The organism is Brucella tritici, from assembly GCF_008932285.1.
GTDB lineage: Bacteria > Pseudomonadota > Alphaproteobacteria > Rhizobiales > Rhizobiaceae > Brucella > Brucella tritici.
Genome location: NZ_WBVY01000004.1, coordinates 749,087 through 764,110 on the forward strand (window position 1 = coordinate 749,087; position 15,024 = coordinate 764,110).

Consider the following 15,024-nt stretch of genomic DNA (forward strand, 5'->3'; position numbering starts at 1 on the left):
TAGGCAACGCAAAATATCAGATGGAAAATAAAACTACTTCTGTAAAACCAAGGATAATCAAACAAATAAAACAACCGCGTGGAACGCCTCAATATGGCGCATATTCATGCTGAGTAAATCGCTATCTCATATACTTATACCCGTAAGATATTAATTTTATTAGAAAATTTGTCAAAATCCCCCTGAACAGGGGAATATGCAGGGCCATAAAAACATCCACTAATGATTGATTTATCTGATAAGAAGCAATCTACAATTGCATGTAGTCGAAGACTTCATATTGAAATAGGCATTAACTTTATCGAAAAAAGTACATGCAACGCGACCCTCTATTATACACCTGACGCGACATAGGGAAGAAAATTGGGTGAATCTGAAAATCAGTAAAGAATCGCGGTGTGATAAGCGCAACGTCTTTGCAAACAAAAACATCTGACTTGATTTCAACCAGGCCAGACAAACCACACTGAAGTTATTTTTCAGCTTCTAGAAATCGTCCCTATGCCGGATCGATTGCAGATAGGCATAGGCAGTACCCAAAAGCACTGGCACGATTACCAAAGCGGTCCAGAATAGAATATTGCTCATCTCTGCCCTCCCTCCCATGGTGCGTAGCGATGTGCATCCTGTATCTCTGCAGCTTCTATTCTAACACGTAAAAGCGCCATTTGTTCCAAATTCTTAATGAGAGGTTAATAACCCCCGCTATTCTGTTGGGCAAATATTGTGACAAGCCAATCGATGAATACCCTCACGCGTGGAGAAAGCTGGCGATCGCGTGGATATACAACGGATACTGGTGACGGGCTTGGAGGATAAGCAGTGAGTATCGACACCAATTTTCCATCAGCGATATGTTTCATCGCGTGATAACGGGGTATCTGGATAATGCCGAGCCCCAGGCAGGCATTGGCTGTATAGCTTTCAGCGGCATTGACCGTTACAGGCGCTGGAATCGTGACCATCCGTAACCTGCCTTCAATCATGAATTCCAATGGCATAGGCGCAATACTACCGCTGGCCCTGAAACCGATCATCCGATGACCAACGGCCAGATCATCTGGATGTTTGGGATGTCCAAATCGCGCGATATAAGAAGGGGATGCGACGGTGATTTCCTCCAGCGTCGTAACGCGCCGGGCAATCATTTCACTATCCTGCAATGCGCCGACGCGCAGTACGCAATCAATACCTTCCCGAACCGGGTCAACGAACCGGTCTCCCTCGGTCATATAGAATTCAATCTCCGGATATTTCTCCAGGAAGGCTGGTAATTCCGGCAGGAGAAAATGACGCGCAAGCGTCCCCTGCACTTCTACGCGCAGCAAGCCTCTGGGTGTTGCCCCCGAAAATCCGCCTTCTGCATCTTCAACATTCGCGATAATTTCTATGCAGCGCTGATAATATGCCTGACCGTCAAGCGTCGGATTGACATGGCGTGTAGTTCGCAGAAACAGCTGTGCGCCCAAGCGCTTTTCAAGCTGCTTGATCGCGTCCGTAACCGTTGAACGAGGTATCCCGAGATCTTCCGCCGCCAGAGTGAAACTGCGCCGTTCCATTACGCGGGTGAACACCCGCATCGCCTCAAATCTGTCCATCTCACTGTTCGGTATTTTCGGATAGTGATGACAAATAATGCCCGATTAAACGAATGCAGAAAAGTGCAATCTTGCTGTGGGTTGCACAAAGTCAGATCACGCGAACGGAGAGGACAATGTCCAATACAAAAAGCAAGATTGTCATCGTCACTGGAGCATCGCGCGGTATCGGCGCGGCTATTGCCGAAAGGCTGGGCCGCGATGGCTTTATCGTTATCGTCAATTATGCAGGCAATGCCGCTCTTGCTGATGCCGTGGTTAGCAAGATCAAGGCTTCCGGCGGCATTGCGCGAGCAGCACAGGCAGATGTTTCCGACCCCGCCGCAGTAAAGAGAATGTTCGATGCCGCCGAAGACGCGTTCGGCGGCGTAGATGTTCTCGTCAACAATGCCGGGATTATGGCCCTCTCACCTATTGCCAAGACTGAAGACGCTGATTTCGATAATCTTGTCGCAGTCAACCTCAAAGGCACCTTCAATACCATGCGAGAGGCTGGTAAACGCCTTCGCGACAATGGGCGTATCATCAATTTTTCCACTACCGTCGTTGGCCTGAAACTGGAAAATTACGGTATCTACGCCGCAACCAAGGCCGCAGTCGAAACGCTGACAGCCATCACGGCCAAAGAAATGCGCGGACGAAACATAACCGTCAATGCCATTGCGCCCGGCCCCACGGCGACCGATCTTTTTCTGGATGGAAAGTCTGAAGAACTGATCGCGCGCATGGCCAAAATGAGCCCGCTCGAACGTCTCGGCACACCGGAAGATATCGCGGCGGTAGTCGCATTCCTGGCTGGACCGGATGGCGGCTGGGTAAACGGCCAGACATTGCGTGCCAATGGTGGTGTCATTTGAAGTACCAGCGACGTTCTGCGATGCACGTATTATCTCGCAGAACGCACTTTCCCCTAGAATTATCCTAATAGTTGTAGATATCCCCTATTCGCCTTGACAGTTTGTCGCGGTGAGGCTTCACATGAGCCGGATTCTTTTCGCCTTTTCTAATAGAATTGGAAATGGCACCGGTCGTCGTGAGGGGATGCAAATGCGTATTGGTTTCAACCGGCTTTTATCGGCCTTTGCGGTCGCAGCCTGTCTGTCGGCAGTTCCATACACGACACAGGCTGCCGAAACCCGGCGGATAGAGATCACCAAAGATAGCGATTATTTTGGCTTTGACTTGCGTACGGAGAAGAATGTCTCGCTCGACCAGTGCAAAAGCATTTGTCTGGGCGATAATGCATGCCTCGCCTTCACCTATAATCCGAAGGTGAAATGGTGCTTCTTGAAATCTGATTTCAACAAGCTCAATCAGTCCGTTGGCTCCATTGCGGGCAAGGTCGTAACGCAATCCGCAGCCGCGCGTGAAGTTGAAGATATCGGCGCCCCACCCAGCATCTCGTTCTTTGCCGCCAATCTGATTGACGAAGCCCGTCGTCTGAAACGCGAAATCGGCGGCCTTGAAAGCTCCGACAGCCTGCGCGATCTGCGCAATGAAGCAGGCGCTGCTGGGATGAATGGCGATCCGCGCACGGCAATGGAAAAATTCCGCCTGGCTGCCAGCATTTCGCCGGACGAAAGCGAAATCTGGGCCGGATATGCACTGTCAGCGCTTGCGACCGAGCCGTCCAATGGTCAGGAACGTTCCAAATTCCAGCGCGATGCGACGTCGGCCTCGTGGTTTGCCTACCAGACCTCACGCACCAAGGATGAGCGCGCGCAAGCGCTTGCCGTCATGGCGCAGGCACTCGAAAAGCGCGATGCATCGCGCCCGGCTCTGCAGGCTTATGAAGCGAGCCTTGATCTCGTCAATTCCGCATCCGTTCGTGACGCCTATGAAGATCTGAAGGCCCGCAAAGGCTTCCGCATCGTCAATAATACGGTCGATAATGATAATGCCGCGCCGCGCATCTGCGCGCAGTTCTCGGAAGAGCTGGTCAAAAGCGGTGTCGATTATTCGAGCTTCGTTACGCTCGATAATGGCGCGCCAAAAGCCGTTGACGCCAAGGATCGCCAGATTTGCGTAGAGGGTCTGGAACATGGCCGTAATTATACGGTGACTTTTCGTCAGGGTCTGCCATCGGCTGTTGGCGAAGTGCTGCCAGCTCCGGTCAATCTTTCGATCTATGTGCAGGACCGCGCGCCATCGGTGCGCTTTACCGGCGACAGCTTTGTGCTGCCTGCGAAAGCCCGCCGCGGCATTCCGCTGGTCAGCGTCAATTTGAGTACAGCCAAGGTCAAGCTCTACCGCGTCGGCGACCGTTCGCTGGCACAGCTTCTCTCCGGCTATCAGTTCCTGCGCCAGTTGGACAGCTACGACATCAGCACGGTTTCCGATCAGATGGGTGCGCCTGTCTGGGAAGGTGAGATCGAGGTTGCAGGCAATGAGCTGAACAAGGAAGCAACGACCAGTTTCCCGGTTGATGAAGCACTGCCGGAACGCAAGCCTGGCGTCTATGTGCTGACCGCCGAGCCGCTGGTTCAGAAGTCCGATGATGAATATGGCACCAAGGCAACGCAGTGGTTTGTCGTTTCCGACATCGGCCTTTCGACCTATACCGGACAGGACGGCATCAACGTGTTTGCCCGTTCGCTGGAAAGCGCAGAGCCGCTTAAAGGCGTGAAGCTGACGCTGCTTGCACGCAACAATGAAGTGCTGGGCGAAGCGACCACCGACAGCGATGGCCGTGCGACGTTTACGCCGGGACTGACACGCGGCACGGACGGCATGGTGCCAGCGGTGCTGATGGCAAGTAGCGATGATGAGGATTTCACATTCCTCGATATGGCGCGCGCCGGTTTCGATCTTTCCGATCGTGGTGTGACGGGCCGTGCTGTGCCGAAAGCGCTTGATCTTTATGCATGGACAGAGCGCGGTATCTACCGCGCGGGCGAAGTTGTGCATGTAGGCGCGCTTGCGCGTGACGACACCGCAACCGCAATTGATGATCTACCGCTCACCTTCATCTTTACGCGTCCCGATGGCGTGGAAGATCGCCGTCTCGTTTCCGATAGCAAACTGGCCGGTGGTCATGCCATCGACCTGACCTTGCCGTCGAACGCCATGCGCGGCACCTGGAACGTTTCGGTCTATACCGATCCCAAGCAGCCAGCGATTGCCGCGCAGATGTTCCTGGTTGAAGATTTCGTGCCGGACCGGATCGAGTTCGATCTGACGCCTGACAAGCCGGAAATCGCTGTTGGCGAAACCGCCAATATCACCGTGGACGGTCGTTTCCTCTATGGTGCGCCTGCCGCCGGTCTTGCGCTTGAAGGCGAAGTCACGCTTTCGACCAAGCGTCAGTGGGACCGCTTCAAGGGCTATTATTTCGGCCTCGCCGATGAAGAACAGGGCGAAGCCACGCGTCTGCCGCTCGATGGCCTGTCAAAAGTCGATGACAATGGCAAGGCGACTTTCCCGGTTACAGTCGATGAAATGCCGTCAACGACGCGTCTCGTAAATGCAGCCGTGACCGTTCGTATGCGCGAAACCGGTGGTCGTGCGGTTGAGCGTAAGATCGATGTGGCCATTCAGCCGGAAACCGATCTCATCGGCATTCGCCCGGATTTTGCTGGCGATGAAGTTCCGCAGGGTGGCACTGCAAAGTTCAGCCTGATCGCCTCTGACAGCAAGGGTGATCGCAAGGCGCTTGATGGCGCACAATGGTCGCTGGTCAAGATCGAGCGTAATTATCAGTGGTATCGCAGTGGCAACAGCTGGAACTACGAACCAGTGACTTTCACCAAGGCGATTGCCAACGGCAAGATTGACCTTACAACCGATAGCGAAGCTGAAATCAGTCTGCCGGTCGATTGGGGTCGTTACCGTCTGGAAATCGAAACAGCTGATGCTTCGGGTCCGGCCACAAGCTATGATTTCGATGCGGGCTGGTTTGTCAGCTCAACCTCGACCGAAACACCGGACGGGCTCGAAATCGCGCTCGACAAGGAACATTATGCGGCAGGTGACACGGCAGAACTGAAAGTGTCCCCACGTTTTGCCGGTGAGCTGCTCATCACCATTGGTGCGGAAAAGCTGCTTAAGACAATCACCGCAAGCGTGCCGGAAGGTGGCACGACCATCGATATTCCGGTGGGTGAGGATTGGGGTGCGGGCGCCTATGTAACAGCAACGCTGTTCCGTCCGGGTGAGGCTATTGAAAGCCGTATGCCTGCGCGTGCAATTGGTCTTAAATGGCTGAAGGTCGATCCTGCCGACAAGCAGCTTGCTGTCAAGCTGACCCCGCCTGAAAAGATCACGCCGCGTTCCACACTTTCCATCCCGGTTTCGGTTGAAAATGCGGGTGGCGAGCAGGCCTATGTCATGGTCGCGGCAGTCGATGTCGGCATTCTCAATCTGACACGCTATCAGCCGCCGAACCCTGAAAACTGGTTCTTCGGCCAGCGTCAGCTGGGCCTTGAAATGCGCGATATGTATGGTCGCCTGATCGATGGTTCGCTCGGCGTCACCGGCAAGCTGCGCACAGGTGGCGATGGTGGCAATATGGCAGCGGAAGGCAGCCCGCCCACCGAAAAGCTGGTTGCGCTGTTCTCCGGTCCGGTTGAACTCGACAGCGACGGTAAGGCAACAATCACTTTCGACATACCGCAGTTCAACGGTACCGCGCGCGTCATGGCGGTGGCATGGACCAAGAAGGCTGTTGGCCATGCGGTGACCGATGTTATCATCCGCGATCCTGTGGTCATCACCGCTGGTCTGCCACGCTTCATGGCCCCTGGCGATCAGGCCAATATCCGCTTCGATATTGCCAATACGGATGCACCAGACGGCGATTATCGTGTGAGCCTTGAGACCACTGATAATCTCGGTGTTGAGGTTGGCTCCTACCCTGAAAGCATCGCGCTTAAAGGTGGCAAACGGCAGTCTATCACCGTTCCACTCAATGCTGTGGCCACGGGTGCGGGTGGTGTGACGATCCGGCTTTCCAACGATGCAGGCCTCAATGTTGAGCAGGCTTTGGCATTGCCGGTGCGTCCGGTCGATCTGCCGGTCACGAGCCGCCATGTCGTCAATCTCACGGCCAATGGCGGAAATGTGCGAGTCGATGGCGGCCTTCTGTCTGAAAGCCTGCTTGATGGTGCTTTTGTCAGCGTTGGTGTGACGCGAAGTGCCGCATTTGATGTGCCAGCATTGTTGATGGCGCTCGACCGCTATCCTTATGGCTGCACAGAGCAGACCACCAGCCGCGCACTGCCGCTGCTTTATTTGAGCGAAATGGCTGCAGGTACGGAAGCGGCAGCGGGTCTGGAAAGTCAGGAAGAACTTAAGAAGCGCGTACAGGATTCCATCTTCCGCGTGCTCAACAACCAGTCTTCAAGCGGTTCGTTTGGCCTCTGGTCGCCGGGATCGGGTGATCTCTGGATGGACGCCTATGTGACCGACTTCCTGACGCGTGCCCGCGAAAAGGGCTATGACGTGCCGCAGCAGGCGATGCTGTCTGCACTTTCTAATCTGCAAAATGCGCTCGGCTATACCACCGACGTCAAGGAACGCGGCAACGACATTGCCTATGCGCTCTATGTTCTGGCACGCAACAAGAAGGCTTCAGTTGGCGATCTGCGTTACTTTGCCGATACCCAGCTTGAAAACTTTGCAAGCCCGATGGCCGTTGCCCAGCTCGGTGCAGCATTAGCGCTTTATGGTGATCAGCCGCGTTCGGAACGCGTGTTCAATGCGTCGCTCCAGCTCGCAACCAGCCAGTCCAGCTACGACTATAATCGCTCCGATTATGGTTCGCCGCTGCGTGATGGCGCGGCAATGCTGGCTCTTGCGTCGGAAACCAAGCCTGCGCCGAAAGTGCTGCCATCGTTGATTACGCTGGTTGAGTTCCAGCGCGAAAAGGCACGTTATCTCAGCACGCAGGATCAGGCATGGATGCTGCTTGCCGCACGCGGGCTTCAGGATGACAATGGCGCAATCAGCCTCGACATCAATGGCACAGCGCATGAGGGCGCGTTCTCCGAGCGTCTCAATGGCGCAGCCCTTGAAACGCAGCCGCTGGTCGTCACCAACAAGGGGCAGGGTTCGGTTGATGCGGTCGTCACGGCTGTTGCAGCACCTGCTCAGTCACTGCCTGCGGGTGGAGAAGGTTTCAACATCGAGCGCACTTATTATACGCTTGATGGCGAGCCGGCCAATGTCACCGGGGTCAATCAGAATGAGCGCTATGTTGTTGTTCTGAAAATCGACGATCTGCAGGAATGGCAGTCGCGTCTGCTTGTGACCGATCTGCTGCCAGCCGGTTTCGAGATCGACAATCCGGGCCTTGTTTCCAGTGCCGATCTTGGCAATTTCCCATGGCTGGAAAGCACACAGGCAGCGCATCTCGAATTCCGCAATGATCGTTTTGTGGCCGCTTTCGACCGCTCTGCAGGCGAGAAGAAGCCGATTACGCTCGCTTATGTGGTGCGTGCGGTGACGCCGGGTCTTTACACCCATCCGGCAGCAACGGTTGAGGATATGTATCGTCCGCAATTTGCAGCGCGCACGGCGACAAGCATGATGGAGGTGGCTGCACCGTAAGCCATGATCCCGAAAAGTGGGAACCGGTTTTCGGACAAGATCATGGCCAAACAAATGAAAAGGCGTTGGAAAATAGCGATTGGCGGTGCCGCGTTTCTCGGCATCGCTGCACTCGGAACCGTGGTCGGGCTTGACTGGCTCGACCGCGCCTATCCTCCGCCTTTGCCGGAACGGCTGACCATTTCCACTGAAGTTATGGATCGCGACGGCGCTTTGCTGCGTGCCTATGCAACGCCGGACGGCTACTGGCGTTTGAATACCCGCATCGAAGATGTCGATCCGAAATTCGTGAAAATGCTGATCGCCTATGAGGACAAGCGTTTTTACGATCATGGCGGCATTGATTTCACAGCACTTCTTCGGGCCGCGTATCAGCTTGCAGGGAGCGGCCGTATTGTTTCTGGCGGTTCCACACTTTCCATGCAGCTTGCACGCCTTATCGAGCCGCGCGAAAGCCGCAGCTTCGGCTCCAAGTTCCGCCAGCTGGCGCGTGCAGTTCAAATTGAGCGACGGCTGAGCAAGTCTGAAATTCTCGAACGTTATCTGACACTCGCGCCCTATGGTGGCAATCTGGAAGGCGTACGGTCGGCATCGTTAGCCTATTTTGGCAAGGAGCCGCTGCGCCTCACCATATCGGAAGCAGCGCTTCTTGTGGCTTTGCCGCAATTGCCGGAGCGCCGCCGCCCGGATCGCGAGATGGAAAACGCGGTTGCCGCGCGGGATCGCGTTCTAAAACGCATGGTTTCGTCTGATGTTTTCACGAGCGAAGAAGCCGAGCGTGCATCGCGTGAGCGCATATCCGCGACGCGTCATCCCTTGCCTTCATTGGCCGCTCACTTTGCCGATCTCGCTTTGAAACAGGCGCCGACCGAGGCCCGGCATCATCTGACGCTTAAAAAGTCGGTGCAGGCAGGGCTTGAAGTTGTGGCGCGCGAAGCTGCTGCGAAGCTTGGGCCAAAAGTATCGGTCGCCATGGTGCTGGCCGACAGTCGCAACGGCAATATTCTGGGTGAGGTTGGCTCCGCTGATTATTTCGATGGCAAGCGGCAGGGCTGGATCGATATGACCCGGGCCGTGCGCTCGCCCGGTTCCACGCTCAAGCCCTTCATCTATGGGCTGGCCTTCGAGCAGGGACTGATTGCGCAGGAAACCATCATTGAGGACCGCCCGCAGGATTTTGCAGGCTATCGTCCGCGCAATTTCGATATGAGCTATCAGGGCGATGTCAGCATTCGCCAGGCGCTGCAAATGTCGCTGAATGTGCCGACCATCAGCCTGCTCGATGCAATTGGCCCTGCGCGGCTCACCACGCGTATTCGACAGGCGGCGGTTAATCTGCAATTGCCGAAAGGTGAAGCGCCGGGACTGGCTATCGGCCTTGGTGGCGCGGGCATCAGCCTGCGCGATCTGGTGCAGCTTTATACTGGCCTTGCCAATGGCGGGCGAGGGGCAGCCCTTCGTGACGGCACCGAAGGTTCAGAACCTGTTCAGCCATCGGCTCCTATTCTGAGCGAGCAGGCATCGTGGCAGATTGGCGATATTCTGGCCGGTGTCGTGCCGCCGCAAGGCGCGAAACGCCTCGGCCTCGCTTACAAAACCGGCACGTCCTATGGCTATCGCGATGCTTGGTCGGTCGGTTATGACGGGCGTTATGTGCTGGGTGTCTGGGTCGGGCGTGCCGATGGCGGCTCGGTGCCGGGCCTTGCCGGTTATGTTTCGGCAGCGCCCATCCTGTTTGAAGCCTTTGTACGTTCAGGTGTTGCTTCCGTACCGTTGCCGCGTGCACCTGCTGGCGCATTTCGGACAGCACGCGCCGATCTTCCTGTAACGCAGATACGCTTTTCATCGAGCAGCGATCCGCTGCCGGTTCTCAAAGCCACGATTGAGCCTGCACCGCGCATCGTGTTTCCACCGGATGGCGCGCATGTCGAATTGAAAGCCCTGACCGATAATGCCTCGCCGCTGGTGCTGAAATTACAGGGCGGACGCGCACCGTTTCGCTGGCTTGCCAATGGCAAACCCATTGCCGAGCCCAACCGCCGCCGCACGGCCACATGGCTGCCGGATGGCACCGGCTATTCCACACTGACTGTGGTTGATGCTGCCGGGCGAGCCGCCAGCGTGAAGATTTTTGTTGAATAACAGCCTATTGAGCAGCTTCCGATGGAACGGCGTCTACCGCAGCTTTCTTCTCCAGCGACATGACTTTCAAATTGCCGGAAAACAGGATGCCGGTTATCGGAAGCACCGGTTCCGCAGGCAGCTCCTCGTGGTGAGCACTGTCTTTGGGAACATGCAGCTTGTGCTCGGCTCCGCCTTCAGCACCTGACATGATAAGCGCCACATTCCCACGTGCATCCAGCAATTTCGTGCCATAAAGAAACTCGAAACTCAGCATCGAAACGAGGAATTTGTAGGTTCCGTCGCGTACACCGCCCTTCATCATTGCCGCGCGATGCACCTCCCCGCCTATCGCCACATCCAGTGGCGGAATACGCGGATCGCAGACATAGCCAAGTGCCAGCAATTGTCCGTTATCAACCTCAAAGCGCATCCTGTCCGCACCAAGATCGAGCGCCGAGATCGAGAAGCGGCGATTGCTGTATTGGACCGGAACGCGACCCAGCCGCTTGCATAACTGCTCACCACTCAGGGCACGCGCATTGGCGAAGTGGTCTGGATCAATGGCAAATGGCAGTGCTTTAGGACGATGTGGAGCAGACAAGGCCGGTTCGAGAACATCGGCAATCAAGTTCGCAACAATGGTCGTCGAAACAGGGCGCGCATAATGGCCCTGATCAAGATAGAATGCCGGATTACTGACGACATCACGACCATATTGCTGCATCAGCATTCGCGAAACGTCGGCTGAGATCGTTCCATACCATTGCGAAATGTAATTGATACCCGCATCAATCGAGGGAACAGAATTCAGAAAGGACCCGTTGCGTGCGCCAAATACGAGGGTTGCAATCCGAAGGTTCGGATTGCGCTCAAGCGCGTAACGAATGATCCCTTCGTAAAACCTTGCCCAATGGCGGAACGGTCGCCTTTCATCGCCATAAACGAAGGCGTCATTGATCGCATATTCGATCAGCAGCAGCTCGCACTCTTCGAGCTGTTCAAACTGCTTGAGCTGATAAAGGCCAAGCGCGCTGGTCGTTCCCCCGACCGCAAGATCAGCAACGACATCTAGCTCCACCCCGCGTTTCGCCATCGTCGACAGAAGCGTCGGCAGATAGCCGGGCAGCATAACAGTGTTGGAACCACCAATAATTACAGTCTTGAGTTTCATTTCGTCACCGTTGCAGCCTTACCGGCTGGCGTCAGCGAACCGCAACGCCACACACCGTAAGTGCTTGCATCCCAATCAAAATAATAAGCAGCTGCGATCTGGCCGCTATCCATCATCTGGCGGAAGCGGTCGCGTGCCTTCTCGACCAGTTGTTCGCGATTATTGTCATTGGCCGGACAGGCCTTTGATGTATTGGCGAAGCCCCATTCCGTGATCCAGCAGGGCTTGCCATCAGCACCGCCGCAGAACGAAAGCGCGCCGTTGATATGCTTTGCACGTGCTGCCCGCGTGCCACTGCTCCCCGGATAGATGTGAATGCCATAGCCGTCAGCAGCGCCATCGAGACCATACTTCTTGAGAAGATCGGTAAAGTCGGCTGGTTCGACAGTGTCTATCCCGCGCCGGTCGGCATCAATGAAGGGTATATCAGACAACCCCGCAGATACGACCTTTGCCTTGGTGCTGTGCCTGGTTGTTGCCAGCTCCGCCCGGACAATGCGTAAAAGTTCAACGTATTTCTCCGCACCTTTTTCGACCAGAGGAAGCTCCTCCATCTCGCCTAAAGAGCGTGCGGTCTTCATCTTTTCCTTGGGCAGGATGGCAAGATCGCCATTATAGGCACCCCAGTTGATCTCGTTTCCGGGTTCCACGGCCACCAAAGGTACACCCAACGCATCAATCTTCTGCAAGGCACCTGCAACCGCTTGCTGAAAGCGCTCCGGAGATATGTCGGAAAGCCGATACATATCCCATATGCGCCCGCGCCCGGAACGAGGCTTTGTTCCTTCAGAATAGAAGTCTGCATTATTGAGCGATATTTCGAGTAGGATGGCCAGGCCCTTCTCATGTGCAAGACGCACCGCATCAATGCTTTGATCGAGCGGTCGTGTGAGTGACAGCCGAACCGCCACCACACCGTTCTCAACCATCCGATCGAAGATTTTCTCGCGCTCTGCCGGCTTGAGCCAGGCCATATTGACCCGGTTGACGCCAAAGCGCGTATCGGCAAGGGCACCAATAGGCGCGATAGCTAGCAACGCAGCACCAAACAAGGCTGCGATTGCCGGTTTCTTGCCCCTGACGCTCTTGCGGCTTTTCATCATCGGATACCGATATCCTTCAACGCGCCGTTGAAATTGGCCTCGCATTCCGAATAGCGGTTGATGGCTGCAGGTACGTCTATCTTGGAAAGGAAGTCGCGCAGATAAGCTTTCTTCTGCGGTTCACGGTTCCAGACGCTCGCCTCAATATGCGGAAAGCCGATAAAACCCAGCATCTCCCGCATGCGATCATCGACCGCAATCATCAAGCCCGGAACGCCGGACTGCATACCGATGATTGTGCCATGGAAGCGACGGCTCAGGCCGAAATCCTGACTGGAAATCCAGCTACGCCATTTGTGCGTGTCGAAGAACACCAGCAACTCGTTCTTGCGCTGCCATTTTTCCATGTGCTTGTAATCGACAGGTGCAGTGATGCGGCTTGCGGCCTGATCATAGGCTTCGGAATGATCTTCGCCAGCCATATTCATATTGTAGACGATGACTTCGTCCTGAATGACGTAGCTCGCAACGCTATCCTTTTCGAGCAGCGCATGAGCATCGACTATCGTATCTGCCACACTGCCGAGATAACCGCCGAAGGAGATCTTCTGCGCATCGGCCAGCGTTGGATCTGCAAGGCGCGTCAACGAGCGCTTCATCTGGTCCGGCGCATAGTAAAGCGATGGACAACCTGTCGGACGGACATATTTCATGCCCGCATCTTTGAGAAACTCCTCGGTAAAATGCCCGCGCGTGAGGAAGAAACTTTCCTTACGGCGCAGAATTTCGAGGAATCGGCGCGTGCCTTCCGGCAACTCCGCTTTCAAATTTTCCTTCTTCTGAATACCGATGCCCATGACCACAATCGGCATGTTCAGCTTTTCAAAGACGAAGGATTCCGTCGTTGCCGCATAGCCGGGACGCAAAAGGTTGGCTGAGGCAAACAGGCAGAGATCGAAGCTTTCGTTCAACTTCGCATAGGTATCCGGTGAGTTGAGGCTGTTAGCCAGATGCCAGAACGGCACATAGGTAACATCGTGGCCGCGCACGGCGTTCGCCGCGCCCTCTCCGATAAGGTAATTGCCCGTATTGGCAATCTTCTTGACCTGATCGATCACATCCTTCTTGGTCCGGATGGGCTCGAAATAGGGGCGATGCTTAACAGTCGCCCCGGACACACTTTCGACGGTCCGCATTAGATATGACGGAATGCCGGTGATCATTATGCGCATGGTGATCCATCTTCGCTGGAGTTGAGGCATGTCTCCCCAAAGTGGGAACCGGTTTTGGGAGACATGCGAGTAACAAGAATCTGAAGCCTGCTTCAGACCGGCTTGGATCGAGAGTTATCCAATGCCGATTTCTGAAAGCACGCTTCGGAAATTGCGTTCGCGCGCCGAGTAGTTTTCGATGACTTCGGGAATGTTCATCGCGGCGATGTGGTCGCTCACGAATGCCCGCCGGTCATTGGCTGCATTAAGATCACGGGCATCGATCTTCGGCAGACCGGAGAAGTTCAGCATTTCCCGCATACGGTCATCAACGGCGACCATCAGGCTCGGCACACCAGCCTGCATGGAGATAACATTGCCGTGGAACCGACGACCGAAGGAGAAATCCATGGTCGAGCACCAGGCCCGCCATTGATTTGTATCGAGGAAGGCGTGAACGGAGATCTTCTTCTTGAGATCACCCGAGCCCTTGTAGGTGAGTGGACCGACAAGTTCGCCAGTGGTGGAATCGTAGGCGCGGCCATTGGCATCGGATTCAAGTTGCATATCGAAATGCAGAAGTTCGTCCTGAACCACATAGGCTGAACGGCCATCATCAGAACTCAGCGCATTCATGTCGCCGATGGTTTCAAGTTCTGCCCCCATATATCCGGTGAAGACAGTGCGCCCCTCACCCACTTTCACATCCGGCAGACGGCTGATCGCCTTGCGCATATTGTCCGGACGGAAATAAAGCGACGGACAACCGACCGGACGGACATAGGAGAAGCCCTGATCACGGAGATATCCGGCTGCATTTTCACCGCGCGTGAGAAAATAATGTTCGCGGGATTTGAGAACTTCCAAAAGCTTCTTCGTGCCCGCTGGCAGGCCGTCTTCACCCTCAATGTCAGGACGGTTCTGGATGCCTATACCAAGCATCACCACCGGCATGTCGAGTTTGGACAGAACGAGCGCTTCGGCATCTGCCGACAAGCCCTTGCGCAGAAGGTTTGCGCAAGTGAAAACGCAGATATCGAATTCCTTGTTGATCTCTTCGAGACCAGTTCCATTGTTCACGCAATTGTAGAGATGCCAGAACGGAATGTGCTTGGCTGTCGGTAGCAGCGCCGTCATCGCGCCTTCGCCGATCAGATAATTGCCCGTATTGCTGATGTTCTTCAGCTCCTGGATGAAATTATCCCTGGATTCTGAATCACGCTGTTTTTCCGAGTAATGGACCTGCGCTTTATCCGCACGTTGGATAAGGCGCGTCAGATGGCTCGGAATGCCCGTGACAAGGATTCTTGGATTGGTTGGGCGGCTCATAG

The 15,024-nt window shown here is 55.1% G+C and carries 8 protein-coding genes; 3 read left to right on the plus strand and 5 right to left on the minus strand.

The genetic code is table 11. The annotated features are described in order from the left end of the window. Nucleotides 1-692 precede the first annotated feature (692 nt). On the minus strand, nucleotides 693-1,598 hold the full coding sequence (locus tag F9K94_RS18090) for a LysR family transcriptional regulator (protein WP_151647424.1): 906 nt from the start codon (nucleotides 1,596-1,598) through the stop codon (nucleotides 693-695). Nucleotides 1,599-1,714: 116 nt separating this feature from the next. On the opposite strand from F9K94_RS18090, the gene F9K94_RS18095 reads away from it, so the two are divergent. From F9K94_RS18095 to pbpC, 3 genes are all read left to right on the plus strand, one after another. After that, entirely contained in the window at nucleotides 1,715-2,455 is a 741-nt protein-coding gene (locus F9K94_RS18095; protein WP_151647426.1) for an SDR family oxidoreductase, read from the plus strand. Nucleotides 2,456-2,639: 184 nt separating this feature from the next. Then, the gene (locus tag F9K94_RS18100) at nucleotides 2,640-8,144 is read left to right on the plus strand and encodes an alpha-2-macroglobulin family protein (RefSeq protein ID WP_151647736.1); all 5,505 of its coding nucleotides are present in this window, start codon (nucleotides 2,640-2,642) and stop codon (nucleotides 8,142-8,144) included. Between the two features lie 42 nt (nucleotides 8,145-8,186). Further along, complete coding sequence (pbpC, locus tag F9K94_RS18105; RefSeq protein WP_151647428.1) at nucleotides 8,187-10,286, plus strand: penicillin-binding protein 1C; 2,100 nt, start codon at nucleotides 8,187-8,189, stop codon at nucleotides 10,284-10,286. Between the two features lie 4 nt (nucleotides 10,287-10,290). Here the strand turns inward: pbpC and F9K94_RS18110 are convergent, their stop codons facing one another. From F9K94_RS18110 to F9K94_RS18125, 4 genes are all read right to left on the minus strand, one after another. Further along, the gene (locus tag F9K94_RS18110) at nucleotides 10,291-11,439 is read right to left on the minus strand and encodes an SGNH/GDSL hydrolase family protein (protein WP_151647430.1); all 1,149 of its coding nucleotides are present in this window, start codon (nucleotides 11,437-11,439) and stop codon (nucleotides 10,291-10,293) included. Continuing rightward, a complete protein-coding gene (locus tag F9K94_RS18115) occupies nucleotides 11,436-12,539 on the minus strand; it encodes a glycoside hydrolase (protein ID WP_407922054.1) in 1,104 nt (367 codons plus the stop codon). Before F9K94_RS18115 ends, F9K94_RS18110 begins: the two co-directional genes overlap by 4 nt. Continuing rightward, entirely contained in the window at nucleotides 12,539-13,714 is a 1,176-nt protein-coding gene (locus F9K94_RS18120; RefSeq protein WP_061347857.1) for a polysaccharide pyruvyl transferase family protein, read from the minus strand. Before F9K94_RS18120 ends, F9K94_RS18115 begins: the two co-directional genes overlap by 1 nt. 114 nt (nucleotides 13,715-13,828) lie before the next feature. Continuing rightward, nucleotides 13,829-15,022 carry a polysaccharide pyruvyl transferase family protein gene (locus F9K94_RS18125; RefSeq protein ID WP_151647434.1) on the minus strand — a complete coding sequence of 398 codons (1,194 nt, stop codon included), beginning with the start codon at nucleotides 15,020-15,022 and terminating at the stop codon, nucleotides 13,829-13,831. Between the last annotated feature and the right edge of the window lie 2 nt (nucleotides 15,023-15,024).